Source organism: Pseudoalteromonas sp. S3776 (genome assembly GCF_005886915.1).
Classification (GTDB): Bacteria; Pseudomonadota; Gammaproteobacteria; order Enterobacterales; family Alteromonadaceae; genus Pseudoalteromonas.
In genome coordinates, this window is sequence record NZ_PNCU01000039.1 from 1 (window position 1) to 24,233 (window position 24,233).

The following is a 24,233-nucleotide window of genomic DNA, read 5'->3' on the forward strand; positions in this document are numbered from 1 at the left end:
ATTTTTATGCGTGTAATTTAGGTTTAACAGCGGTAATGTTTTATTTAATGAGTGCTTTATGAATAACGATAGAAAAAGAGATAAACGCTGAGTAAAAAAAAGTAAATCTAATAATACAGTTTTGCTTGTTAAATTAGAGTGGGTGTCTAGTTAAGTTAGTCCCTAAAGAAAGTATTAATAAACTTAGAGGGTAGAGATGAAAATAGCAGATGATAAATTACATGAAATAGCACAATTGGTTCTTCAGTGTGAAGATGTGCTTTCATTTCAATGGACTGAACTCGTGTTCGTATTTGAATTCGGTGAGGGACACGTATCCAATTCAGGTTTTTTATATGATGGCCAGGAAGTTACCCCTGCAACAGCATCAATAGCACAGGAAAAGCTTCGTTTAAGAAATTCATTGGAAGCTTTGAGAGAGGATATTTTTCAACAATGCGGTGATAAGTTTAATCAACTTTTATTCCAAATGGAAAATGAAACGAAGCGTTTTAAAATAGATTTTGAATTTGATGATCCAAAACGGTGGGCTATTACACCTAGTAATATGTTCGAAATGCGAGAGGAACTTCGCCCTAAGTTTTAACGTAATATTAATAAATACGAAGAGTATTTTACGAGTATTATAATTAAGTCTAGTAACGTTTTTATTAGACTTAAACCTTTTTAAACTTGGAAGCCGCAGATGAAACCAGACAAAAAATTAAATTTTACTATTAATTCAAGTGAAAAAGTGTGTAGTCATTTACATGATTTTATTGATAAAGAAAGCGAAATAATTCCAAAACCATATATTATTGGAATCAGTGCTGAGCATTATACTCTGACTTGGTACTGTGAGCTTTGTTGTGAGAAATATTCCTTGCCAACTCAGGGGGTATTTTTATTTGACTTTCCTGAAGATATAGAAGAGTACGATGACCTTGCTTCTTTGAAAGAGCTTTATAGTTTTAAAGATTTAAAGTCATACGTTGATAGTTTACTTAATTTTAAAGTATCAGAAGTATGCGATAGCAATCCATTTTTAGCATTTGATACAGATGAAGGCTCTACCCCAAAACATGTTAATCAAGAACTATTTTATTCGTTATCGAGATTAAACGACGAAAAAGTAGAGCAGATGGTAGAGAAAACATTAATGGTGCCATTTGGCACAGAGATTGACGTAATCGACTAATTTAATAATAAATCTCTTACATAGGTGTACTAATTATTTATTATGATGTGTATAAACACGACCCACTTAACACTTCAAGACGTTGCTTCATTTACTTTAAAAAATAACCCCAGCAAGCAATTTAAAGAAAAATGGGGTGATGACTACGTAAGTCGCGCAATGCAATTATGGAGCGGAGTTAAGGAATGTTATTTAAAAAGTGAAGTGTGTAATTTCACTGCAGAAGAGCTTTTATTTGCAATAAGCTATGAATATGCAGTAGCTCCTTACAGCTCTGAGAATAATAACGCTATTGCATTTTATAAATGGTGTTTTGAAAATTTAAATAAAAAACAAGGATAGGTAATAAATAAAATAAACACGGATGTAAATTATAAAACAATGGCCGGTAATGCGCGCTTAGTGATGCTTGGTGAATCAAGCCATAACCCAGCTATCTATAAATTTGAGGCTATCAAAGCGCTTCGTCAACTGAAAGCTTCAGGGTTTACTCACTTTGCAATCGAAATGCTACCAAGATCTATGCAGGAAAAAATAGATTTTTATCAACGCACTGGTAAAGGTTTTAATGTTATTCAGCAATATTTTAATAATAATTGGGGTCGGGGATATGGTGTAGCAAATAGTTATGGTGAACTAGTTAAAGCGGCTAGAGAGTTAGGATTAAAAATTATTGCTTTGGATTTAACTTTAGATGAAATGGATTTGATTGACGCTTCATGTAGTTACAATAATTCAGTCGCAGAAAATTGTTTTAATAGCCATACAATAAGAAATATGGTCTGGACACAAAATATAAGTAATATTTTAAATACGTCTAAGCAGAACAAAATTATTGCTTTTATGCATAGATGGCATGCTGTGAGTTCTACTAATTATCAAGAAGGCCTAGACACACTGATAAAAGCGCAAGGTATTTTAAAAATTAAATTTATCGACTTTATTGGTGGGTCAGTTTGTTACTCACAAACTGATTGTAAGGGTTACTCTGATGAAAAAGAAGCACTTAAGCAAAAGTATTTTTACCGAGAGGGCTTCCCGTTTAAATCTGCAGTAACAACTTATCAGGTTCACTTACCCGAAAATTCAGCTCATATGAAAGGGCTATAATAGTGAAAAAAATGGCTACTTTTCTTTTTACTACCGTAATATGTTTTGGCGCAATGGCAGGAACTCTTTTTCCTAACCTTGATATTAATGATCCTAACTTATCCCAAGATAAAGTCATGCGCCAATGTCAAAAAAGCTTAATGCATGCGCCTCAAGAACTTGATGCTTGGTGTGAAAAAGCTTATAAAATGGGAAATTGGCAAGCTCTAGAATTGGTAGGCCTTCATACAGGTGATGGAAGTCGCTATATTGCTGAGGCAAAAAAGCATGCTGCAGAAGGCGATCCTGATGGTATTTTAGCTTTAGCGTATGTATATAGTACTGGACGTTTTGTTACTAAAGACCTAAAACAGTCTATAAAACTTTATAATCGCTACCTAGCTGATAATAGTAATAAAGCTAAAGAAAAAATGAGAGTGCAAAGGACTCATAAAGATCTTTATTTAATTTACGCTGAGCTAGGCAACTTAGAAAAGGCTGCTGAACATAAACGCTTTTTAGATGAAAGTAACTATGAAAAAATCAGAAAAGAAATGTTTGAAAAGCAACTTAAGGATTCGGGGATTTCTTTAGATAATTAAGAAATGAGCATTTACTCAAACTATTTATAATTAGTACAAACCATTAAAGTTATTGCACTTTTAAAGGAGCTATGAACGCCTAAGCTAAGGCGCTATAGAAATGATATGGAACAACAAAACCAACAAACACTAACTAACCTTGTTTACGATATATACGAGAACCCAACTTTAATAGAAGAGTATCAAATGTTTATAAAACCTTTGTTGAGCGATTTAGTTGCCACTGCGCCAGCTGGGTTTGAGGGTATGGCGACGATGATTAATACCCATATTTCTAATGGGTTTAAGTTCAAAAATCCTAAAATACAAAAATTTGAGCTTGAGTCGGGGCTTTTAAAACTTAAAACGTATTTTCAAAAAATAAACCTTTAATACCTACCCCTCTTTTTTATTGAACACCCACATTTTTAATTTTAATGCAGCACGTGTGCTGCATTTGTTTTTCTCATTAAGGATGATGTATGAGCCTTATTACCACGAGTATTTTAATGCTGTTTTTACAGCCTTTATTTGTATATTTAGCTCTTTTTAAAGAGTCTGAGCGGAGTGTTCAAAACCGTTCACTAGATAACGAAGATGCTATGTATCTATTTATAGCGCCAGGGTTAGCTGTATTTTATCCTGATGACTTTTGGCAGGCGGTACTTTATTTAGGAAGTGTATGCCTACTAGGTTTAATGCTTGCCATTATTGTAAAAAACAAAGCTAAAAAACGATTAACAAGGGATGACGCTATTGGGTTTACTATTGCCAGCTTTTTATTTTTTTGGATTATAAAATTAATTATTGGTGGGGTAGCGTACCTCTTTACCGAAAATGCCACGAATGCTTCATCAGCCGACATAGGCCAGCAAGCTTATTCATCAAATTTAGGTGAGCTTTTAAACTGGGGGTATTTATATTATCAGTTTTGGACAACGTTATACTTTTTACTCTTAATGCTAGCCACATTAGCTATAAAAATAATAGAGAGTCGGTTTGATAAACATTCATTTTCAGGCTCGTTGCTAATTTTGGGTGCCGTTTTAGCTGGCGTATCTCCGTTATTTGGCAATGCTTTTATTTTAGGCGTTATTGCTAACTTTTTTATATTTTTTGTTGTTTGTACGGCATGCATAGAAATTGATAAAAAGAGCGACCCCTCAGCGGGTGCTATTAGTATTATGTATGCTTTTTTGCTTATGGGCGGCATCATGTTTAGTGGCATTGGTAAATTAATATATACACTATTTTATAATTAGATTAGTGATTGTTTTTTGATTAAAAAACATGCAGTATAATTGAACCTAATTAGACCCCTACTTTTCAGTATAAATATGGCTGGTGTAATTAATTAGCCATATACATTAAGTAGTTTATAGCTAGGCCTTGGGAGAGAGTTTGCTTTGTTTTTATCGCGCTTAAAAATTTTTGTGTTGGTGATAGTCTCTATTGCCGTTGTTTTTTTTACTACATCACAGGCTTGTGCAGATATGTTTGGCTTTTTTAATAAACAAGAATTTTATTTATCGGCTCCAGTAAAGGGGCAGTTATTAGATAATGGGCAGCCAGTTGCAAACACTAAAGTAATGCGCTCACTTACCTATGGCGATGAATACGTTGACGATACCACAACAGATGAACAGGGTTATTTTACCTTCACAGAAAAAACAATAAAAACAGGTAAGCCCGCTAATATGTTTGATAACGACTCGTTAGTTCAACATATTTATTTAGAAAACGGTACGCCAGAAGGGATTGTTTTATGGTACACACTTATTTCAATTCATGAAGAAAGTGACACACTTAAAGAGCTTCTTGCACACTTAGAGTGTGATATTGGCCAAGAGCCACAAACTTACGATATTCCAATTAAAGAAGATACAAGCCACACTTTTGCGATATACACATCATGTAAACTTTAACTATTAATTTAAAGGGAACTTATATGAATACTTTGACACCCACTCAAGCCGTACAATTAGCAAACCTTGCATATAAAGCAAAAAGTATTAAAACTACTAATTTACTCAATCGCACACTTCATGCCTCTTTGCGCGACAATTTTAATTTCTCAGTTAACCCTGGCGCAGTACAAGGCGTAACGGGTAGTTTTTTCTCTCACTTATTTAACTTAAGTACGGGATTTGCCTTAGTAGGGCATGGGCTTGGCGCGTATCAGGGCGATTCGGTTATTACTATTCGCGGTACTAACTCACTAAGGGATGGATTAACTGATGGGCACTTTGGTGTGAGTGGTGGGTCAAATGGCAGTATGGTTCATGCTGGTTTTAATAAGACTTTTTATAGTATGAAGCCTGCGCTGCAAGAGTTTATAGCAGCGAATATTCAAGATAAAGTAACGGGGTGCGTTCATTTAGTTGGTCATAGCTTAGGAGGTGCGTTAGCGACGCTTTCTGCTGATTGGATTAAAGCTGAGTATTCACTTCCTGTAAAATTATATACGTTTGGTTCGCCACGTGTTGGGCTTGAAAACTTTTCTCGCGCTGCAACATCAAGAATTGATAAAATTTACCGCTGTACACATGGGGCAGACCCAGTGGCTAAAGTGCCTTTATGGCCTTTTTCCCATGCTCCGCATAATGGCCAAGAAATACGTTTAGATAGTGGACAAGGTTTAAAAGGTGCTGCTCATACTCTTGCTGGCACGCCAGGCTATTTAAACACTGCCAATAGCAATAATTGGAACAACTTAACTATACAAGCTAATCACTTTTTAAACATGCCTGTGCGTTTAAAATTTGAAGACAGAAATCAAGCCTCATTTACCTCACATTGGGCAGATAAACTAGGTGCGGCATTAATTACTCTTTTAAAAGATGCGGGCTATTACAGCGCAGTTGCTGCCCAAGCAGCCATTGGAACCGGGCTCACTTTTTACGATATGTTGGCGCGAACGCTTGATAAAATAGCTAAAGCGTCAGCCTCGTTTGCAACACAAACATTAGGTTTACTAGGGCATATGTTGGTGTTTGCAGGCAAAGTAATCAGTAAAGCGGTAGAGCTGACTTATAGCTTTATAAAATCGGTATTCGATTCTACCCTAGGGGCTTTATATAGAGCAGCAAAAGAAGGATTAAGTGGCTTAGATTAACCTTAACTTAGGCCTCAATCTCGCTCTAACAAAATAGCACCACTTTGGTTTTCGCCTAAGTGGTCGTTTTTGTTATAAATAGGGCATTTGCTCATTGATAAGCACCCACAACCAATACAGCCATCAACGCGGTCGCGCAAACGCTGCATATACGCTATGCGCTCATCTAGCTGTGCTTGCCACTGCTTTGAAAGGGCTGCCCAGTCTTTTTGTGTGGGGGTGCGCTGCTCAGGTAATGTGGCTAGGGTGAGTTTAATTTCATCAAGCGTTATTCCCATTGCTTGTGCAGCTTTAATTACCGCTATTCGGCGTAGTACGTCTTTTTTGTAGCGGCGTTGATTACCGCTATTGCGCCAACTACGTATTAGCCCTTTTGTTTCGTAAAAGTGCAGGGTTGATACTTTTACGCCGCTGCGCTTGGCGACATAACCCACGGTTAGGTTGGCCTCTGTTAGTTTTTTTTGATCTGTTTGCATTATTTTAAATTTCCATTTGACCTCAATATAACTTGAGGTTTTAAGCTTCTTTCAACATTAAAAAAGGAGCTAACTAAATGCAACAAAAACTTGAGCGCAGGGCTGTTATTATTTATTCAAGCGCACGTAAAAATGGTAATACACAGGCGCACGTTAACAGCTTTGCTGAGCAAAATAACGTGCGGGTAATATGTTTAGATGATTATAAAATAGCGCCGTACTGCTATAACAAAAACTATAAAAACGATGACTTTTACACTGTATTCGAAGCACTTTTAACGTATGACCATTGGGTGTTTGCCTCACCCGTTTATTGGTACAGCACCACAGTACAAATGAAATTATTTATTGATAGAATAACCGACTACATGGACGATGAAGCATTAAAACCAAAGTTACGAACGCTGCGTAGTAAGTATTTTTCTGTGCTTTCTAATGCGTCATCAAGTGAAGCGCCGGCGTGTTTTATAGAGCAGTTTAAAAACACCTTTAGCTATTTAGGCATGCAGTTTATTAACCACAGCCATAAAAGTACCCAAAAGGTTGCTTAAATTGCAGCCTTTTTTGGTTGTCTCTGGTAGTTTAGTAATACGCTTAAAAAACACAGGATTGTTTTATGAAATATTTACTAGGGTTAGTGCTGCTTTTTAGCCCGTTTATTAATGCTAATCAGCAACCAATTAACGGGTTTGGTAATTATTATAATGTACCCGAGCATGACAAAATTAATGACGCTACAGTATTTAAAATAGCATTTGATGTTGCTGATGGCGCTAAAGAAGGTAAGCAAAATAATGCAATAAATTCGCTAGCGCGTTTTATTAACATGCACGTAGCGCATGGTGTTAAGCCTGAAAACATTCAACTTGCATTAGTTGTGCACGGTAGCGCAAGTGTGGACGTGTTAGCTAATAGCGAATATAAAAAACGCTTTAACGCTGATAATAAAAACCAAGCGTTAATAGAGCAGCTACTAACTAACAATACTAAAGTGTATGTGTGTGGACAATCGGCTACTCATTTTAAAGTAACGCCTGAACTGCTCATTGATGGCGTAAACATGTCTCTTTCTGCGATGACAGCACATGCTCAATTACAACAACAAGGCTATACACTTAATCCATTTTGATGACACAAATAACAAAAAACATACTCTGCTTTGGCGATTCGAATACGTGGGGTTTAAACCCCGAAACAGGTAAACGCTACGATGAAAATACCCGCTGGACAATGCTTTTAAATCAGCAGCTTGGCTCTGAATACAAAGTAATAGAGGCGGGGCAGCCAAATCGTACTTTGGTAAATAACCCGCCATTTTCAGGCAACCTAAACGGTATTAGCTATTTAAAGCCCTACCTAGAGCAGTATGAGGTGGGTACGATTGTTATTGCGCTGGGCACTAACGACTTAAAAAAACGTTTTAACTTAGCGCCTGTAAATATTGCAAGCGGCTTGGCAAGCCTTATCACCTCTATTAAACACTTTTATGCCGATGGCAAGTTACCCAATATAGTGTTAATCGGCCCTTTATTTATTAACCCTCAGCACGCTTTAAGCAATATTTATTTCAATTGTCATCAAAAATTACAGCCCTTAAACGCTCACTTTAAACGTATAGCACAAGAGCATGTGCTTAATTACGTTGATACATCACACCTTAACGCCCCTTTTGGGTGCGATGGTATACATTTAAATTACCAAGGCCATAAGCAGCTTTGCGAGCGGCTAAATCGCGTAATTTCTAAATTATAGTTTAAACAAATCAATAAATTAAAGCGCAAGGGGCTTTAATTATTTTACAAGCTTAATTGCTTTTATGCTCAGGTATGCAATTATTATGGCACCTGAATCACTCACTGCTTATTTTAAAAGGCGTTATGAAACAATATCAACGTAGGTCGTTAATTGCTGTAGTAAGCGGTATCGTCGTTTTTGCGGTATGTGCTAGCACATTACTTTATTTTGCTGCACAAAAGCTTGGTAGGCAGTTAGCGCGCGATTCAAATTATATTGTTAAACATATAGATGCGGCCGTAAATGAGCGAAGTAAAATTTTATCACATTTAAATAGCCTAAGTGCTGATAGCTGTAATAGTGATAACCTTATTGAAATGCGTCGCGCTTTATTTGATGCACAGTACGTGATAGACATTGGTTTTTTTAAAAATGATGAACTTATGTGTACAACTGGAGCGGGCAAATTAGCCAAAACTATCCCAGATAACCCACCCGACTATATCCGAGCAGACTCTAACGACAATAAGCCTGTAAGAGTAAGGTACGAGCCGCAATTATATCTGCTTTTGTTCAGTGACCGAGCAATGGAGGTCATTATAGTTAGGCAAGGGAACTATAATTTAATTATTGATAGCCGTGCCTTTAACGATAAAGTGATTGTGTCTACTCAGTGGGAAGTGCTTTACAAAAACAGCGATAACATATTTCATTTAGGTGGCGTTGAAGGTACTTACAAGCAAGTCAAAACGAATGCCTTTTTAGCTTATGAGTCAGTTATAAAATGCAGCAACCACAATCCAGGATACTGCGCGGCCGTGCGGCTGCCATGGAGTCAATTTTTTGCTAATAATCAATTTTTATTAATTATTTCGCTTATTCTTATATCGTTAGCGGGTGTATCGAGCGGGTTGTTGATTGATTATAGCTTAGCGGCTAGGCGGTCGACAGTGACGCGCGTTCGAAAGGGGTTGAAAAAAGGCTCATTTTATTGGACTTACCAACCTATTATTTGTTTGCACACAGGTAACGTTGTTGGCTGTGAGGCATTGGCTCGCTTTGAAGACAAATACGGGGTTTTGTTCCCAGATCAATTTATTCCTATTATCCGAAAAACAAATTTAACGTGGCGCTTTACTCAAGCCATGATAGAAAAAGTACTTTGTGAACTCACACCCATTGAGGCATTACCGCGCCATTTTAAAGTGTCTATTAATATTTTTCCGTGCGATGTTGAAACAGGCAATATTGCACTTTTAAAAGATATACCAGCACTCACTGATTCGCGGTTTATTATTTGCTTAGAAATAACAGAAGATGAATATTTAGACTCAACCGTTGCCCATACTCATTTTAAAAATTTAGTTGAGGCGGGTTTTAATTTATCGATAGATGATTTTGGTACGGGTTATTCTAACTTAAAAAATCTACAAAATTTGAGCTTCCACCAACTTAAAATTGACCGCACCTTTGTACAAGATATAGCAACAGAAGGCTTAAAGGCATCAATGATCCCCAATATTATGGCCTTGGTGCGTAAATTTAACTACACCTGTGTGGCAGAAGGCATAGAGACCAATGAACAAGAAGCCATACTAAAACAAGCGGGCGTACACTACGGGCAAGGCTGGAAATATGCCAAGCCCATGGCACTTCGAGAGTTTAAAGCGTATTTAAAATTACAGTCGGTTTAAACGTGTTTTACTTTATACACGTACCAGTATGATATTTGTAACAGTGTAAGGTTTTAAAATGATCAAAATAATAGCCAGCGGATTGATGGTGTTAATGCTTAGTGCGTGCTCAGCTCAATACCCAAACCAGCAAATTACCGGTAAGCAGTTTCCCACTATTAGCGGGCAAAGCCTAGAGCAGAAAAGCGTAACCATACCAAGTGACTTTAAAGCCGATAAAACCTTGTTACTCATTGGCTATAAACAAGACAGTCAATTTGACATAGACCGCTGGTTGATTGGCCTAGACATGGCTGGAGTTACATTACCCACTTACGAACTACCTACCATAGCAGGGATGGCCCCGCGTATGTTTAGTACATTTATAGACAGCGGTATGCGCAAGGGTATTCCTAAAGAGCTATGGGGCGGGGTAATCACTATTTATGAAGATGGCGAAGCTGTGCAAAAATTCACAGGTAATAATAACCCTAATAATACACGCGTTATTTTAATAGACAGTAAAGGTAAAATTTTACATTTTTACGACAGGGGTTTTTCGGTAGAGGCGCTTAATAAACTTAAAGAAAAGATTAAATAAAGGGAGCTAAGCTCCCTTTATCATTAAGTGTATTTAAAACGCATAACTTACACTAAAGCGCGTAGTACGTGGCATGATATAGCGGCCATTTGGGGCATCGGCATTACGCGGGTCGCCCTCTGTTATACCTTGCTCATCTGTTAAGTTATCAATGGCCAGTTGTAGTTTTATGCCTTCCATAGGTTCTAAAACTAAACCTAAGTCTACTTTTTCGTAGCCATCAAGAGTCACCGTGTTTTCGTTGTTACCAAAGCGATTATCAACAGCCGACAGTGTGCCATATAATGTGGCATACATACCTTGTAGCTCAAAGTCGTAGCTAGGGGTAATACGCACTTGCCATTTTGGTTGACGTTGAGACTCATTCCCTTCATTGGTAGGGCTTTGGGTTATTTCAGTTTCTTGTAATGTGGTATTTAAATTAAGCGAAAAACCCGACTGATGATTAAAGTTATAATCCAGCTCAACACCGTACGCTTCGTTTGTCAAAATTTCTGCAGGTACACCTGGGCGGCGTACAAATGTATCGCCTTTTACTTCATTAACAAACAAAGTGGCGTAAAAGTCTGTAGAGTCAGAAATTAGCTTGTAACCAAATTCTCCCTGGGTTACTTCTTTAATTAGCTTTTCGCCGCTTTCATAAGCGCTAAAGTTATCTCTAAAGTCATCAAAGTAAGGCATTTTATAACCACGGTTTACACGTGCAAATACACCCATGTCATCGTTTATTGAATAATTTATACCCGTAGTCCATGATGTTTTACTTTCATCATAGTTAACTGCTTTGGTAATAATGCCATCAAGGCCTTCATCAACACTGTATTCTACTTCATGGCTTTCGTGGCGCACGCCGGCATCTAAGGTAAAGTCTTCAGCAAATTTGTATTTAGCTGTTACATAAAATGCATGGGTGCGCGCATCACCTGTTGAGCTTATATCGTAGTTAAAATCACAGCCATCAGTACTTTGATTACATTCAATGCCAGTTAGCGACTCGCCACCTGCTTCTAATACGTGGTAAGCCGTATTACCTAAGCTCCACCAATCGTTTGCAGATGTAGTAGCTGTGTAGTAACCAAAAGTGGCTGATAAATCATCAAATTGCTTTGAAAAAGCTAAATCGTTAGTAAATGAGCTAATTTCTTTAAGTACAACCCAACGGCCAAGTTGTTGTATTGGGGTATCGCTTGTGTACTCAGTATTACTTACTGCGCCAAACGCGGTTTGGCCATTATCGGCAACTGCGCCAACCGTGGTTGCCGAGCCACTTGGCACTAACCCGTATGTATTGGCATCTCCTTTAGTTATATTAAATCGGTCAGAAAATTGCCAGCCATTATCAAGCTCTAGCTTAATGCTACCGCCTGTAACATGGCCATCCCAACCTCGGCCATCACCTAAGTCTATATCGTGTGATTGTGCGTCAGGGCCTGTGAATATAGTGGCTTGGCGGTTTAACGTACCAAGTTGCGTATACTCTGCGTCAATCCCTTCTATATTAAGAGGGGTAGGTAAGTACCATGCACCATGATCATCTGTTTGGCGGGTATAAAAGTTAAGCTCGCCGTTATCTAAATCTTTAGTAATATTAATGGTAAATTGGCTGCCTTTCTCAGAGGTAAAACCTGCATCACGGATACCCGGTGAGCTTTTTACATATCCGCCAACCATAAAGTATAAATCGTCAGTAATTTCACCACTAATAACAGCATCTACACGTTGTAAGTCGTAATCTGATGTGGTGTATTTAAATAAGCCTTCGGTGTCTTCACTGCCACGTTTTAGCCTAAAGTTAGTTGTTAAACCGGGTTGGCCGTTTGATAAAACAGGGTTTGGTCCGCCCCGTACAGCTTCCATAGTTTCAATGGTTTCATCAATTCTAAATAGTGAGGAATTTTCTAAAAACGATAATGTAGGAGCAGGGTAAACAGGTGACCCTTCAATGCTTAAGGTTAAAAATGGCGCGTCACCGCCGCCAGGAAAACCACGTACAAATATATTAGCGCCCGATTCACCCCCTGAGCTTTCTACCCAAACCCCAGGTACGGCTTTAAACAGATCGGCAGTGCTTTTTGGTGAAAGCTTAATAATTTGTTGGCTATCGATATTTGTAACAGCGTAGCCTGCATCAATTTTTCTGATGCCAACGCCTGTAGGTGTGCCCGAAACAACAATACGCTCAACCTTAGTTTCTGCTGCTTGCTCTTGTGCAAAGGTGCTGTGAGAGCCCAAGGCTAAAGTTATAGCGCACGCTAATGTACTTTTTGCTTTATTGAATGTCATGTGTGATCCCGTTTTTAGTGTGTTAAACAGTGTGTTTTTTACTGCCTGCACATAACGTTTTTATGTAAACAGGCTGTATATGTTGAAACCATAAAGATTAATGCAAACGTTTGCAATATTTATTTGTAAATTATTTATGAATAAATATTGTGTGAATATTGAGCGCAATACTCGAGGTATGGTTTTTTTAGCCAGTGAGGCAAGCCAGAGAAAATTAATAATGCTATATTGTCAGTCAGTTACACTAAACATTAGTTAATACAACGCGGCTTAGGGTTTTCATGGATAACAAAAAAATAAAATTAGCTGATCTAGCAAAGCTGGCAGGGGTATCTACCTCTACGGTTTCGCGTGCATTAAATGATAACCCTTTAATAAAACAAGAAACACGCGATAAATTAAAACAACTTGCCAAAGAGCATAATTTTAGTTTAAACACCGCTGCAAGCCGCTTACGCACTCAAAAAACAAATGTTGTTGCTGTTATCATTAACTTAGATGAACAAACCGAACAATCGATTAGCGATCCGTTCTTACTTAAAGTGGTTAGCGAAATTAACCTTGCACTTAATCAACAAGGTTTAGAGCTTTTATTGTCTAATTCAATAATGGCACAGCATGATTGGGCCAATTATTTTATTAATGGCCGAAGGGCCGATGGCATTATTGTCGTTGGGCAAGGTAAAGATCAGCGTAATATAGAGGCGGCTGCTAAAGCGGGGATCCCTTTGGTTGTGTGGGGAGATCCTAAAACCCCCAGTAATTACCCTATTGTAGGCAGTGATAACTACCTAGGTGGAATGCAAGCCACTGCACACTTAATCGAGCACGGTGCAAAAAATATTTTATTTTTAGGCGACCCAGAACACGGCGAAATTAGCGAAAGACACCGTGGCTATGCGGCTGCGCTATCTACACATAAACTAGAGCAACACGTTGTTTCTATTGATATTACTAGTAGCTCAGCGTATCAAGAAATTAATAGTCTTTTACGCGAAAAAGGGCTCTACTTTGATGCAATTATGGCCTGTAGCGACATGGTTGCCTTAGGTGCAATGAAGGCATTAAAAGAGCGCTATGTCAGTATTCCTAACGATGTTGCATTGGTTGGTTTTGACGATATAGCAATGGCAGATATTAGCCATCCGTCGCTTTCAACAATTAAACAAAATACACAAATAGCGGCTGAACTATTAGTTAAAAAGCTTATGCAACAATTTATGGGTGAAAAAGTTGAATCTCAAGTTATTGATATAGAGCTAATAACTCGCCAATCGAGTAAGCGCTGAAGTATGACTAATAGAAATTAATTTAAAAAACTTAAAATGCAAACGATTGCATTGATTTTTATTCTACACTAAACTCAATGTTCACTGACACAAACACACACGCTAATTACCTAAAGGTGTTAGCTTTAATTGTTATGGCGTACTGCGCTATAAGTAAGGCAAGCTATGAGTAAAACAAAAATTACACTCGCAATTGCTGCAAGCTATTTTATTTTCGCAATATTATTAAATAGCGTAGGAACAGTCATTTTGCAGGCAATAAATACACTGGGCGTTAGCAAAACTGAGGCGTCTGTTTTAGAAGGGTTTAAAGACTTATCAATTGCGATAATGTCTTTTGCAGTTGCTTCGTTCATTCCTAGATTAGGTTATAAGCTCGCAATGCTAGGCGCTTTAGCTGTTGTTGCATTAGCGTGCTTAAGCACTGCAATGATCAGCGAATTTTATATGTTTAAACTGCTATTTGCAGTGATAGGCTGTGGTTTTGCGGTAGTCAAGGTATCTGTTTATTCAATTATTGGCCAAGTAACCGACGATGCTAATAGCCATTCGTCGTTATTAAACACCATAGAGGGTATTTTTATGGTGGGTGTGTTAAGCGGTTATTGGATTTTTACTGCATTTATAAACCCCGGCGAGCCTAGTGCGTGGCTAAATGTATATTACGCGTTGGCTGCACTTACTTTAGTTGTGATTTTAAGCGTTATAGCTGCACCTATAAAACCCGCGCTACAAAGCAACAAAAGCAGTTCGAGCTTAAGTGACTTTATCGCTATGCTTAAGTTAACGTATCAGCCCCTGGTACTTATTTTTATTACAAGTGCATTTTTATACGTCCTAATTGAACAAGGGGTAGGTACTTGGCTGCCCACTTTTAATAACCAAGTTTTACAATTGCCTGTGGCTATAAGTATTCAGTTAGCGAGTATTTTTGCAGCGGCGTTAGCGCTTGGTCGTTTAGTTGCGGGGCAGGTGCTTAAGCACATCAATTGGTTTTTTGTGCTGTGTGGATGCTTAGTCGCTATGGCATTACTTATTATTATAACGTTACCCCTAACTGAAAACCTACCTAATACAGCAATTACTCGTTTATTTGACGCACCGCTGGCCGCCTTTGTTTTGCCCCTTATTGGTTTTTTTATGGCGCCAATTTATCCAGTGTTAAATTCGGTAATGCTTAGTGCTTTAGAAAAGCACCAACATGCAGCTATGACAGGGTTAATTGTTGTGTTTTCAGCACTTGGAGGCACAACTGGTTCAATGATCACAGGTTATGTATTTGAGCATTTTAGCGGTCAGTACGCATTTTACTTCTCGTTAATACCTATTAGCTTAATTTTTATAAGCGTGATTATTTTTAAACAGCGCACCCGCGCCATTTCTCAGCACGTTGCCCGCATATAATTGATTTAGGATTGTTATGAATTTTTTTGAAAGCCAGTTATTTAAAGATGTACAGACCCAACATATTTTTGATGACTGTAAAACATTTGCAGATGCAACTGCACGAGACAGCTGGCAAAGTGCATGTAAACACTATGAGCAAGTAGCACCGCTTAACCATGCTCAATTAAAAGAGTTTGTAAATGAGCACTTTATTACAACGCCCTTACTACGTATGCAAAGTGAGCCAGATACTTCAAGCGTTAAACACTACATCAACTCTTTATGGCATGGTTTGAGGCGGGAGGCTGATAAACCTAAAGCCGACTCTTTATTAGCATTAAAGCATAGCTACATTGTGCCAGGTGGGCGTTTTCAGGAGATATACTACTGGGATAGCTACTTTACAGCGCTTGGCTTAATAGATGCTAATAAACCCGAGATTGTAGAAGATATGCTGCAAAACTTTATCGACCTTATAAACGATTATGGGTGCATTCCAAATGGCAACCGCAGTTACTATTTATCGCGTTCGCAGCCACCTATTTTAGCCCTAATGGTTGAATTGCTATGGCAGCACGAACACAGTAAATCCAATAATGTGGCATGGCTTGAAAGGTGTGTTATTGCGCTTCAAAAAGAGTATGCGTTTTGGATGCAAGGCGCAGAAGAGCTTACTAACGAGCAACCGGCACTAAGACGAGTTGTAAAAATGCCATGCGGCGGCAAGCTAAATCGTTATTGGGACGATGAGGCAACCCCTAGGGCTGAATCTCTTAGAGAAGATCTAGCCCTCGCCGCGGGTTTAGCTGAACATAGAAAGCCTGACTTTTATAGGCATATACGTGCAGCGTGTGAATCAGGCTGGGACTTTAGTTCCCGCTGGCTAGCTGAGCCTAATTCACTTAGCTCTATACAAACGACCGATATACTACCCATTGATCTTAATTGTTTACTTTACAACCTAGAAAAACAGCTTAGTAAGTTTAATAAGCTGCTAGGTAATAGCCAACAAGCCGATTTGTTTAGCGACTACGCAACAGCTCGCCGCTCACTGATTAATAAATACATGTGGAGTGAGCAAGCTCACTTTTTTGTTGATTATAATCATTGCACAGCAAGTCAATCCAAGGTGTTAAGCGCTGCTGCAAGTACTGCATTATTTTTTAACTTAGCGTCTGAGCAACAAGCACAACATGTAGCCGAGCGACTAAGCCAAGACTTTTTAAAGGCCGGTGGCATAGTTACTACTGTTACCTCTACATCACAGCAATGGGATAGTCCTAATGGGTGGGCGCCGCTGCAGTGGTTTGCCGTCAAAGGACTTAATAATTACGGTTTTAGCAGTATCAGTAAGCGTATAATGCAAAACTGGTTAACGATGGTAGAAAACGATTTTTCACTTAATCATTGCCTACTTGAAAAATACAATGTGTGCATGCCGCAATTAAAAGCAGGGGGAGGGGAATACGTTGTTCAGCAGGGCTTTGGTTGGACTAACGGGGTTACTTCACGCTTTTATACGTTATGTGAGGACTGATCAGAGCAGTGTGTTATATGAAAAAACAATCACTTTATTAAGCTAACTTATTGTAAATATTGGTTTAATATAATTAATGCGTATCTTTTCTTTGTGGTAATAATACCAAAATCGCATTGAAAGTTGTTTATAAATTCGGTAATGTGGAATAAACGTTTCAAGGAAGAAATTTATGCTACAGCCACACTCCGTTTTTATAAAAACTACGTTTCAATCTTCTTTTCACTGCGAAAGCTACACGACCATATTAAAAACCATGCAAGCCATTTTTGGTGATATAAAAATGGATGACGCTATCCCTAAAAATGAGCAAAGGGAGAAGTTTGATTTATTTTTAATAGATGGCGCTAAAAATAACTGGTTAGATTTACTACCTGCTGATTTAATTTGCTTAGCTAAAAAGCACAAAGTGGTGTTATTTAATGTAGAGCCCAGTGCAGTATGTGAAAAAAACTTATTGCTCAATCATTTTAATGGCGTGTTTTATAAATCAGATGCGCCAGAAGATATATTTAAAGGGCTTGTAAGAATAACGTCTGGTGAATTGTGGTTTACGCGCAAAGTTATATCTAAAGCATTTTCAGATATTCTTTCTGTGGCCTCTTCGTTTAATAGCTTACAAGAAGATATAACCCTAAAAAAAGGGGATTATGCGCATCTTACTAAGCGCGAAAAATCGGTTATTCACTTAATTGCCCAAGGGGCAAGCAATAATGCCATTGCTGATAAGCTTAATATAAGTGATCACACCGTTAAAACACATTTGTACAGTGCCTTTAAAAAAACCAATTCGCGCAACCGTGTAGAATTGGCAAATTGGGCTCAGCGTTATATATCGGTTTTATTACCTATGGCTAAGTAGCTAAACCGATTTAATATTTTTAGTTTAGGTTTAAGCAAAAAGTGTTTTATATAAAAAGGCTACATCATGTAGCCTTTTTAGTCTTTTAAATTTAGGCTGCTTTTTTCGCCCATAACCCTCTATCAATACCTTTTGTAATTAAGTCTGTGAGTGCTTTTTCAATAGCTTGGGTCACACAAATACTCATTGGCTCATTATCACTAAAGCCCGCCTCGGCTTCAGCCAGTCGTTTGTAACTTACATACCTAAAAAAGCCTGCACGCATTTCTTGGCTTAGCACTTTTTTGCTGGTGGCAACGCTCAAGAGAACTTGGCCGGTGCGAACATCAACTGCACGTAAATAGATAGAGATGGCATCTTCTCGGTAAAGCTCTGAAGCCCCAATACCAAAATATTCCATGCCTAAACCGCCCGTTTTTACGTTGGTATCGTAGCTAATAATACCGCCTTCTAAAATTATTTTAGCGGTGGTTAGCGGCGGTAAATCTGGTTGGTTAGGATTGTCAGATTTACCAGCTCGAATAATTTTTCGCTCGGTTAAAATATTCTGTAAGCCTTCGCGTTCAACCGGCGTAAACCAATCAGATTCGTGCAAAGCTTGCACTAAAATAGAGTTAGCACCTTGTGTAACCGCTGTTGAAAACGAGCTTACATTAGTTTGTGGCTTATATTGGCCTGTTTGGTCTCTAAACGAATACACAGACACAGGGATACTGCCTACGGGTTTAGGTAAGTTTTTTAAATCACTAAATATTTCTGTTGGTTCAAGTGTTGTAGCAACTTGTTGTGAAGGCGGAATTAAATTACTCATGCCAGCACAACCGGTTAAGCTTAAAAGCGTTAGGGTTATTATTAGTTTATGCATTATCCGAACCTCGGTACTTCAATGATCACCACTGAGTCATCTAATATATTGGTTATTTTTACTGTTATAGTATCTGTTGTGCTGGTTATTACTTCTATTTGATAGTCTCCACTCATAAATATTGAGTCTTGATCAAAAATACTGTTTTCAACATCTTCCCCAAATGCCATATCAGTAATTTCACGTACCATTTGGTTTAAGTAAGTGCGCTCGAGCGTTTCCTGAAACTGCTCTGCATAGCCTTTTTCAACAGTTGGGGCTTTGTGCTTGTTTTGCGCTTGTGCTTTACTAAGCAGCATTGTGGCATTGAGTGGGTTACCACCAAAGCTTGGGTTGATTGGGGTATAAATTATTTCAGTTGCCGAGGCTGAAAAACTAAGTGTTGTTATTATTATAAGTGCTATTTTTTTCATTTTACCATCCATTTACTGCCATGTCGGGTGACGATGTTGTCATATTTGAGCGTGCCATCGCTTCTATTACAGTGTAAACAGCTTGCTCAACGCGTTCGTCGAGGGGCGCTAATCTACGTCCTAAATAGGTTACATATACGAGTTCATTATTCATAATTAGCGAAAGCTTTGTGCCCGCTTTTGGTATTACCGTTTCTTTTATTTCTATATTAAAACCAGCAGTGGAGGGGAGGTCTCGCCAATAATTCGAAAATTCGTAATAAAATTGATGGCCAAAACGGCTAATGCTTCTATCAAGCAGTAAGCCATCTATTTCCAGTTCTTGCTCGGCAGCACTGAGCGAAGAAAAAAGAAGTAAAAAGCTAAGTAGGAAGTAACGTAAGTGAATATTTATTTTCATAATAAAATGGGGAGGGCTAACCTCCCCACCTCAATAATTACATTTGTGTAATTGTTGCAGTGTTGCCATCACCAATTTGTGTAACAGAAACCGTGCTGTCGTAGCCAATAACTGAACCTTCCACAAGGTTGTCGTTACCTACCTGAGTGACTGTAAATGACACGTTTTCACCGCCCACTAAAAAGGCTGACTGACCAACGCCACCTACCCAGTTACCTTCACCTTCTTGAGAAATATCAATACTATGGCTACTGCCTTCAACCATCATATCAACTAGGTTTAACATACCATCTTGCGCAATATCGATTTGGTTATCGTTGCTATCTAAAATACCCGCAAGTGTTACAACCGCTTCGTTTTGAGTACCCGTTTGTGAAATATCAATATCGTTATCGTTTGATGTAAGCGATACATCAGGATACGACGATTGCACCAGCATGGTATTTTCATCACCAGATTGAACTAAATCAACATCGTTACCTGTGCCGTTAAAATTAGCAAGGTGAACCGAGTTTAAGTCGCCAACTTGAGTGGTTGAAAACTCATTATCAGAGCCAATTACACCCATGTAAGATTCGTTCAAATCACCTGTTTGTAGTGAAGTTAGCTCATTATTGCCACCAATTAAATCGGCTGTCATTAAGTTTTCAGCACCATTTTGCGTCGCTGTTACTTCGTTGTTTGCACCTTCAAATAAGTTTGACTCAATAGTATTAAGCGAACCTTCTTGATCTAAATCTATTTGGTTATCATCACCTACAACAGCTGCAAACGTTACTGCATTTGTTAAGCCATCTTGCTCAACGTCAATCTCATTAGCATCACCAGAGATATCGCTAAATGTTACAGCATTTCGGTCGCCGCTTTGCTCAACATCAAGCTCGTTTTCATTACCTTGTAAGCTACTTACTTTAAAGGTATTCCAAAAGCCATCTTGTTCTAGACTTAAAGTGTTTTCGTCGCCAGTAAGCATAGTGATTTCTGCTTCATGCCATTCACCCTCTTGCAAAGCGCTAATTTCATTTGCATTACCTTGCATATCCATGTTGTAGAACCAGTGGCCGCCGTTGCCTTGCTCTACATCAATAAGGTTGTCATCACCAGTTACAATGTTAATCGTTTCGTTATTTACAAAAAAGCCTTGGCCAAATTGACTAACAAATAACATGTTGTTGTTACCTGTTACCTCGGAGATAAACCCATTAGCAACGCCATCTTGCGAGTACACCTGTATATTGTTATCGCCAGTTGTGGTTACTTCGGCGTAATTACCAAATTGGTTTTGTACAACTTCAGTTTCATTATTGTTACCTGTAGTAATAACAACCATGGTGTTGCTGTCACCCTCTTGATAAAGAAGTGCGTTATTTTCATTTGAAGTCTGACTTAGGGTTAAGCTGTTTTCTAAGTTCTCAGTAGAAACTTGTGTACTTAGCTGTGAGCTTGATATTGATTTATTTTGTGTATCTGCATGTGAAGCAAAGCTAGTACCCACTGCTAATGCAACAGCGCAGCTTAAAAGTGTTTTATTCAACTTCATTATTTATTCTCCTTGAAATAGTAAAATCAAATACCTTAAGTGTTATAAATTTTAATAAGATATTTTCGCTCAGCATGCCGTGCTGAAATAATGGTGTGATCCACTCTTTAATTTGATTTTGTAAATCGTTTGTTATTACAAATAAAGAAATTTAATCCTGTCATCTTTATTAAACATAATGCGAATAAACTTTTTTGTAAGAACACCTTCACTGTATTCCTCCTGACAATAGACTTAAATCATCTTTTTTTACCAATTTTATTTTTGTTAAATTTCATGGTTTTATAAAGAAGTATTCATATAGGAACAAAAAAAAAGAAAAACTAGTAAAAATGTTTGGTCCTTAAAAAGGTAAAAACGCGATGAGTTATTTCATAAAAATGGCTGTGTTGCATGTTTTTTTGTTAATCAGTCTGGTTAAAAATGTTGATTTTTAGTTGTTTGTTATTTTTTGGCTTGTGTAAATTCATATTTCTTAGTCTTCTAGTTCTATGCCACGTGATCCTCTTGTATTTGAAGTTGTAAGTAAACTTACTTAGTACCACTAAGTTAAACTAACTATGGATAGAACAATGAAAACAAAATTATCTATTATCACTCTTGCTTTACTTCCTTGCTTAGCTGCTGCAAAACTACCTGATGCAGGTGTTAAACAGCCTGTTGTAGCAAGTAGCGATGCCTTAATTGTTAAATACAAAAAAAATGCATCCGCACAAATGCGTAAACAAGCCCGCTCGTTAGTGAAAGCAAAAATTTCAGATGTAAACGCAGATGAAATTGATGATAACTATAAGTCTTTACTTTCTGGGCGTTTAGCTAAGTTTAAAATTTCAGGCATGAGTACTAAAGAAGCAATCGCTCGATTAAAATCACATCAAGCCATTGAATACGTTGAGCCTGATTATCAAGTAAGTATTGCAGCTACCCCTGATGACCCACGTTTTGACGAGTTATGGGGCTTGAATAACGATGGTCAAACAGGGGGTACTGCCGATGCTGATATTGATGCAGTAGAGGCATGGGATATTTCGACAGGAAGCCGCGATGTTGTAGTAGGTGTAATTGATACAGGTATTGACTATAGTCACAGTGATTTAGCGAGCAATATGTGGGTAAATAGCAGTGAAATACCAGGAGATGGCATCGATAATGACGGTAACGGCTTTGTAGATGACGTGCACGGTATTAATGCAATTACCAACAGTGGTGACCCTATGGATGATGAAGGCCATGGTACTCACGTATCTGGCACCATTGGCGCAAGCGGTAATAATGCAACAGGTGTTGTGGGCGTTAACCACGAAGTATCACTTGTAGGTTGTAAGTTTTTAGATGCTGCAGGTAGTGGTTCAACATCAGACGCTATTAAGTGTATTGACTACATGGTAGGACTTAAAAATGCCGGTGTTAACTTACGCGTATTAAATAATAGCTGGGGCGGTGGTGGTTATAGCCAAGCTCTAGCAGATGCAATTGCATCAAGCGAAGCGGCCGATTTACTGTTTGTAGCCGCAGCGGGTAACGACACAATAGATAACGATGTTAACCCTCATTATCCTTCTAACTACGAAAACGCAAGTGTATTATCGGTTGCAAGTACGGATCAAACCGATAATATTTCATGGTTCTCACATTATGGTTTAACAAGCGTTGATATGGGCGCCCCTGGTAGTGCTATTTTATCGACCACACCAGGTGAGAGCTACGCATCTTATTCTGGCACATCAATGGCGACGCCTCATGTTGCAGGTGCTGCCGCGTTAGTGTTATCTATTAACCCAGAACTAAACACGCAAGAGCTTAAAGAGTTACTAATGAGCTCTGGTGATGCAAATGCGGCACTACAAGGTGTAACGGTGGCAGGTACTCGTCTTAATGTGAATCAAGCACTTATTGATGCAGATCCTACACCTGGCTTTAAAATTTCAGCCAATCCACTTACGCAACAAATTGTAGCGGGACAAGCTACAAATTACACATTTACTATTGGTTCAATTGCCGAGTGGGATGAGGAAGTAACACTTGAACTATCATCAGCATTAGGTGGTGCTTATTTGTCGGCTAGCACGGCGCGCCCTGGTGATGATGTAATGCTTAACGTTGAAACTGACACTGATACACAGTGGGGTGAATACGAGCTAACAGTGACTGCAACAGCGGGTGACATTGTTAAAGAGCAATCAGTTAAGTTAATGGTTCAACCTGTTGGCTTAAACGACTTTACTTACAGCAGTAACGCAAGTGTTGATATTCCTGATAACTCGCCAGTGGGCGCTGTGTCAGTAATTAATGTACCTGATGATTTAACTGTATTTGGTACAACCGCTAATGTTGATATTACGCACACTTACTCAGGCGACTTAGTGGTTAAGTTAGTATCAGCACAAGGTACACAGGTAACACTACAAAGCAATGTAGGCGGCTCAAACGACGACATAGTAAGAAGCTTTACGTCTGAGTCTTTTAACGGTGAAGTGGCAACAGGTGATTGGACGCTACACGTAGAAGATACCGCAGCAGCTGATACAGGTACAATTAATACTTGGTCTCTTACATTAAGCGCTATTGGCGAAGTTAGCCCACAACCACCGCGTGCGGGCTTTGATGCAGAAACACAAGGCTTAACCGTTAACTTTACAGATACAAGTACGGATGCAAATAACGATATTACACAGTGGAGTTGGGATTTTGGTGATGGTGCAACATCATCAGATCAAAACCCAATGCATGTATATGCAGCCTCTGGTAATTACGATGTTGTGCTAAGCGTAACTGACAGCGAAGGCAACACTAATACTTCGACTCAAACGGTTGTAGTAAGTGATGTAGAGCTTGAGCTTACACTTAAACGCGCTAATAAATCTCGCCTTGATACCATGCGTGTAGATTTAAGCTGGGAGCGTGTGGGCGCTGAGTCGTTAAGCGTATACCGTAACGGTGAGCTGGTTGATACCACATCAGACAACGGCCGTTACCGTGATTATGTACGTGGTGCTACATTACCATCGTACGATTACCAATTATGTGTAACTGAAAATGTATGTTCTAACATCATTACAGTGTCATTTAATTAACTACTCCTAAAGTGACCTTAAGCCCAGCACTGCTGGGCTTTTTTTGTTTTACGATAAATCTTATAAGCGCTTAGAGTTTAGTTTGAACGGCTCACATCTAGGCTTTTTTATACCAAACCGCATAATTAAGTGATCTAT

24 protein-coding genes and 1 pseudogene are annotated in these 24,233 nt (G+C 38.5%); 19 read left to right on the plus strand and 6 right to left on the minus strand.

The features are described from left to right. The first annotated feature begins 196 nt into the window (after nucleotides 1–196). The 9 genes from CWC16_RS14945 to CWC16_RS14985 all read left to right on the plus strand — a co-directional run bounded on the left by CWC16_RS14945 (nucleotide 197) and on the right by CWC16_RS14985 (nucleotide 5,962). Nucleotides 197–586 (plus strand): hypothetical protein, encoded by a 390-nt coding sequence (locus CWC16_RS14945; RefSeq protein WP_138542091.1) that lies wholly within the window; start codon nucleotides 197–199, stop codon nucleotides 584–586. Nucleotides 587–685: 99 nt separating this feature from the next. Next, on the plus strand, nucleotides 686–1,177 hold the full coding sequence (locus CWC16_RS14950; protein WP_138542092.1) for a hypothetical protein: 492 nt from the start codon (nucleotides 686–688) through the stop codon (nucleotides 1,175–1,177). A gap of 159 nt (nucleotides 1,178–1,336) precedes the next feature. After that, a complete protein-coding gene (locus tag CWC16_RS20270) occupies nucleotides 1,337–1,519 on the plus strand; it encodes a hypothetical protein (RefSeq protein WP_249929284.1) in 183 nt (60 codons plus the stop codon). Nucleotides 1,520–1,558: 39 nt separating this feature from the next. Then, on the plus strand, nucleotides 1,559–2,287 hold the full coding sequence (locus tag CWC16_RS14960; RefSeq protein WP_283957367.1) for a ChaN family lipoprotein: 729 nt from the start codon (nucleotides 1,559–1,561) through the stop codon (nucleotides 2,285–2,287). Nucleotides 2,288–2,289: 2 nt separating this feature from the next. Next, on the plus strand, nucleotides 2,290–2,868 hold the full coding sequence (locus CWC16_RS14965; RefSeq protein WP_138542095.1) for an SEL1-like repeat protein: 579 nt from the start codon (nucleotides 2,290–2,292) through the stop codon (nucleotides 2,866–2,868). Nucleotides 2,869–2,973: 105 nt separating this feature from the next. Next, entirely contained in the window at nucleotides 2,974–3,240 is a 267-nt protein-coding gene (locus CWC16_RS14970; protein WP_055020043.1) for a hypothetical protein, read from the plus strand. Nucleotides 3,241–3,329: 89 nt separating this feature from the next. Further along, nucleotides 3,330–4,109 (plus strand): hypothetical protein, encoded by a 780-nt coding sequence (locus CWC16_RS14975; protein WP_138542096.1) that lies wholly within the window; start codon nucleotides 3,330–3,332, stop codon nucleotides 4,107–4,109. A gap of 231 nt (nucleotides 4,110–4,340) precedes the next feature. Then, entirely contained in the window at nucleotides 4,341–4,772 is a 432-nt protein-coding gene (locus tag CWC16_RS14980; RefSeq protein ID WP_249929285.1) for a DUF6795 domain-containing protein, read from the plus strand. 23 nt (nucleotides 4,773–4,795) lie between these two features. After that, on the plus strand, nucleotides 4,796–5,962 hold the full coding sequence (locus tag CWC16_RS14985) for a lipase family protein (RefSeq protein ID WP_138542097.1): 1,167 nt from the start codon (nucleotides 4,796–4,798) through the stop codon (nucleotides 5,960–5,962). Nucleotides 5,963–5,976: 14 nt separating this feature from the next. On the opposite strand, the gene soxR is transcribed toward CWC16_RS14985, so the two are convergent. Next, nucleotides 5,977–6,438: a redox-sensitive transcriptional activator SoxR gene (gene soxR / locus CWC16_RS14990; protein ID WP_138542098.1), complete on the minus strand. Its 462-nt coding sequence runs from the start codon at nucleotides 6,436–6,438 to the stop codon at nucleotides 5,977–5,979. 77 nt (nucleotides 6,439–6,515) lie between these two features. Here soxR and CWC16_RS14995 point away from each other — a divergent pair, with 77 nt between their 5' ends. The 5 genes from CWC16_RS14995 to CWC16_RS15015 all read left to right on the plus strand — a co-directional run bounded on the left by CWC16_RS14995 (nucleotide 6,516) and on the right by CWC16_RS15015 (nucleotide 10,446). After that, nucleotides 6,516–6,989: a flavodoxin family protein gene (locus CWC16_RS14995; protein ID WP_138542099.1), complete on the plus strand. Its 474-nt coding sequence runs from the start codon at nucleotides 6,516–6,518 to the stop codon at nucleotides 6,987–6,989. 65 nt (nucleotides 6,990–7,054) lie between these two features. Beyond that, on the plus strand, nucleotides 7,055–7,567 hold the full coding sequence (locus tag CWC16_RS15000; RefSeq protein WP_138542100.1) for a DsrE family protein: 513 nt from the start codon (nucleotides 7,055–7,057) through the stop codon (nucleotides 7,565–7,567). After that, nucleotides 7,567–8,190 (plus strand): GDSL-type esterase/lipase family protein, encoded by a 624-nt coding sequence (locus tag CWC16_RS15005; protein ID WP_249929286.1) that lies wholly within the window; start codon nucleotides 7,567–7,569, stop codon nucleotides 8,188–8,190. The genes CWC16_RS15000 and CWC16_RS15005 overlap by 1 nt, the downstream gene beginning before the upstream one ends. Nucleotides 8,191–8,315: 125 nt before the next feature. After that, nucleotides 8,316–9,866, plus strand: a complete 1,551-nt coding sequence (locus CWC16_RS15010) for an EAL domain-containing protein (RefSeq protein ID WP_138542101.1) — start codon at nucleotides 8,316–8,318, stop codon at nucleotides 9,864–9,866. A gap of 58 nt (nucleotides 9,867–9,924) precedes the next feature. Then, nucleotides 9,925–10,446, plus strand: a complete 522-nt coding sequence (locus CWC16_RS15015) for a hypothetical protein (RefSeq protein WP_138542102.1) — start codon at nucleotides 9,925–9,927, stop codon at nucleotides 10,444–10,446. Nucleotides 10,447–10,479: 33 nt separating this feature from the next. On the opposite strand, the gene CWC16_RS15020 is transcribed toward CWC16_RS15015, so the two are convergent. Beyond that, nucleotides 10,480–12,729 carry a TonB-dependent receptor gene (locus tag CWC16_RS15020; RefSeq protein ID WP_138542103.1) on the minus strand — a complete coding sequence of 750 codons (2,250 nt, stop codon included), beginning with the start codon at nucleotides 12,727–12,729 and terminating at the stop codon, nucleotides 10,480–10,482. A gap of 278 nt (nucleotides 12,730–13,007) precedes the next feature. Here CWC16_RS15020 and CWC16_RS15025 point away from each other — a divergent pair. From CWC16_RS15025 to CWC16_RS15040, 4 genes and pseudogenes are all read left to right on the plus strand, one after another. Next, nucleotides 13,008–14,018, plus strand: a pseudogene (locus CWC16_RS15025) (LacI family DNA-binding transcriptional regulator); the annotation flags it as partial. A 165-nt stretch (nucleotides 14,019–14,183) separates the two neighbouring features. Continuing rightward, a complete protein-coding gene (locus CWC16_RS15030) occupies nucleotides 14,184–15,422 on the plus strand; it encodes an MFS transporter (RefSeq protein ID WP_138542105.1) in 1,239 nt (412 codons plus the stop codon). 16 nt (nucleotides 15,423–15,438) lie between these two features. Continuing rightward, complete coding sequence (treF, locus tag CWC16_RS15035; RefSeq protein WP_138542106.1) at nucleotides 15,439–16,941, plus strand: alpha,alpha-trehalase TreF; 1,503 nt, start codon at nucleotides 15,439–15,441, stop codon at nucleotides 16,939–16,941. A 172-nt stretch (nucleotides 16,942–17,113) separates the two neighbouring features. Continuing rightward, complete coding sequence (locus CWC16_RS15040) at nucleotides 17,114–17,803, plus strand: response regulator transcription factor (RefSeq protein WP_055018305.1); 690 nt, start codon at nucleotides 17,114–17,116, stop codon at nucleotides 17,801–17,803. A gap of 91 nt (nucleotides 17,804–17,894) precedes the next feature. On the opposite strand, the gene CWC16_RS15045 is transcribed toward CWC16_RS15040, so the two are convergent. The 4 genes from CWC16_RS15045 to CWC16_RS15060 are packed head-to-tail and all read right to left on the minus strand — an operon-like array spanning nucleotide 17,895 to nucleotide 21,021. Then, the gene (locus tag CWC16_RS15045) at nucleotides 17,895–18,668 is read right to left on the minus strand and encodes a CsgG/HfaB family protein (protein ID WP_055018304.1); all 774 of its coding nucleotides are present in this window, start codon (nucleotides 18,666–18,668) and stop codon (nucleotides 17,895–17,897) included. Then, nucleotides 18,668–19,093: a curli assembly protein CsgF gene (locus CWC16_RS15050; RefSeq protein WP_055018303.1), complete on the minus strand. Its 426-nt coding sequence runs from the start codon at nucleotides 19,091–19,093 to the stop codon at nucleotides 18,668–18,670. The genes CWC16_RS15045 and CWC16_RS15050 overlap by 1 nt, the downstream gene beginning before the upstream one ends. Continuing rightward, entirely contained in the window at nucleotides 19,083–19,481 is a 399-nt protein-coding gene (locus tag CWC16_RS15055; protein WP_055018302.1) for a curli production assembly/transport protein CsgE, read from the minus strand. The genes CWC16_RS15050 and CWC16_RS15055 overlap by 11 nt, the downstream gene beginning before the upstream one ends. Before the next feature lie 37 nt (nucleotides 19,482–19,518). Further along, the gene (locus CWC16_RS15060; protein ID WP_138542107.1) at nucleotides 19,519–21,021 is read right to left on the minus strand and encodes a curlin; all 1,503 of its coding nucleotides are present in this window, start codon (nucleotides 21,019–21,021) and stop codon (nucleotides 19,519–19,521) included. A 572-nt stretch (nucleotides 21,022–21,593) separates the two neighbouring features. On the opposite strand from CWC16_RS15060, the gene CWC16_RS15065 reads away from it, so the two are divergent. Further along, nucleotides 21,594–24,095, plus strand: a complete 2,502-nt coding sequence (locus tag CWC16_RS15065; protein WP_138542108.1) for a S8 family serine peptidase — start codon at nucleotides 21,594–21,596, stop codon at nucleotides 24,093–24,095. The last annotated feature ends 138 nt before the right edge of the window (nucleotides 24,096–24,233 follow it).

What these genes read in the sequence shown, in the direction of transcription:
- CWC16_RS14985 (WP_138542097.1), top strand. Translation starts at nt 4,796, where the DNA reads ATGAATACTTTGACACCCACTCAAGCCGTACAATTAGCAAACCTTGCA.
- CWC16_RS14960 (WP_283957367.1), top strand. Translation starts at nt 1,559, where the DNA reads ATGGCCGGTAATGCGCGCTTAGTGATGCTTGGTGAATCAAGCCATAAC.
- treF (WP_138542106.1), top strand. Translation starts at nt 15,439, where the DNA reads ATGAATTTTTTTGAAAGCCAGTTATTTAAAGATGTACAGACCCAACAT.
- CWC16_RS14970 (WP_055020043.1), top strand. Translation starts at nt 2,974, where the DNA reads ATGGAACAACAAAACCAACAAACACTAACTAACCTTGTTTACGATATA.
- CWC16_RS15065 (WP_138542108.1), top strand. Translation starts at nt 21,594, where the DNA reads ATGAAAACAAAATTATCTATTATCACTCTTGCTTTACTTCCTTGCTTA.
- CWC16_RS15050 (WP_055018303.1), bottom strand. Translation starts at nt 19,093, where the DNA reads ATGGATGGTAAAATGAAAAAAATAGCACTTATAATAATAACAACACTT.
- soxR (WP_138542098.1), bottom strand. Translation starts at nt 6,438, where the DNA reads ATGCAAACAGATCAAAAAAAACTAACAGAGGCCAACCTAACCGTGGGT.
- CWC16_RS20270 (WP_249929284.1), top strand. Translation starts at nt 1,337, where the DNA reads ATGCAATTATGGAGCGGAGTTAAGGAATGTTATTTAAAAAGTGAAGTG.
- CWC16_RS15055 (WP_055018302.1), bottom strand. Translation starts at nt 19,481, where the DNA reads ATGAAAATAAATATTCACTTACGTTACTTCCTACTTAGCTTTTTACTT.
- CWC16_RS14950 (WP_138542092.1), top strand. Translation starts at nt 686, where the DNA reads ATGAAACCAGACAAAAAATTAAATTTTACTATTAATTCAAGTGAAAAA.
- CWC16_RS14995 (WP_138542099.1), top strand. Translation starts at nt 6,516, where the DNA reads ATGCAACAAAAACTTGAGCGCAGGGCTGTTATTATTTATTCAAGCGCA.
- CWC16_RS14945 (WP_138542091.1), top strand. Translation starts at nt 197, where the DNA reads ATGAAAATAGCAGATGATAAATTACATGAAATAGCACAATTGGTTCTT.
- CWC16_RS15060 (WP_138542107.1), bottom strand. Translation starts at nt 21,021, where the DNA reads ATGAAGTTGAATAAAACACTTTTAAGCTGCGCTGTTGCATTAGCAGTG.
- CWC16_RS15005 (WP_249929286.1), top strand. Translation starts at nt 7,567, where the DNA reads ATGACACAAATAACAAAAAACATACTCTGCTTTGGCGATTCGAATACG.
- CWC16_RS15040 (WP_055018305.1), top strand. Translation starts at nt 17,114, where the DNA reads ATGCTACAGCCACACTCCGTTTTTATAAAAACTACGTTTCAATCTTCT.
- CWC16_RS15000 (WP_138542100.1), top strand. Translation starts at nt 7,055, where the DNA reads ATGAAATATTTACTAGGGTTAGTGCTGCTTTTTAGCCCGTTTATTAAT.
- CWC16_RS14975 (WP_138542096.1), top strand. Translation starts at nt 3,330, where the DNA reads ATGAGCCTTATTACCACGAGTATTTTAATGCTGTTTTTACAGCCTTTA.
- CWC16_RS15020 (WP_138542103.1), bottom strand. Translation starts at nt 12,729, where the DNA reads ATGACATTCAATAAAGCAAAAAGTACATTAGCGTGCGCTATAACTTTA.
- CWC16_RS15030 (WP_138542105.1), top strand. Translation starts at nt 14,184, where the DNA reads ATGAGTAAAACAAAAATTACACTCGCAATTGCTGCAAGCTATTTTATT.
- CWC16_RS15010 (WP_138542101.1), top strand. Translation starts at nt 8,316, where the DNA reads ATGAAACAATATCAACGTAGGTCGTTAATTGCTGTAGTAAGCGGTATC.
- CWC16_RS15045 (WP_055018304.1), bottom strand. Translation starts at nt 18,668, where the DNA reads ATGCATAAACTAATAATAACCCTAACGCTTTTAAGCTTAACCGGTTGT.
- CWC16_RS14980 (WP_249929285.1), top strand. Translation starts at nt 4,341, where the DNA reads ATGTTTGGCTTTTTTAATAAACAAGAATTTTATTTATCGGCTCCAGTA.
- CWC16_RS15015 (WP_138542102.1), top strand. Translation starts at nt 9,925, where the DNA reads ATGATCAAAATAATAGCCAGCGGATTGATGGTGTTAATGCTTAGTGCG.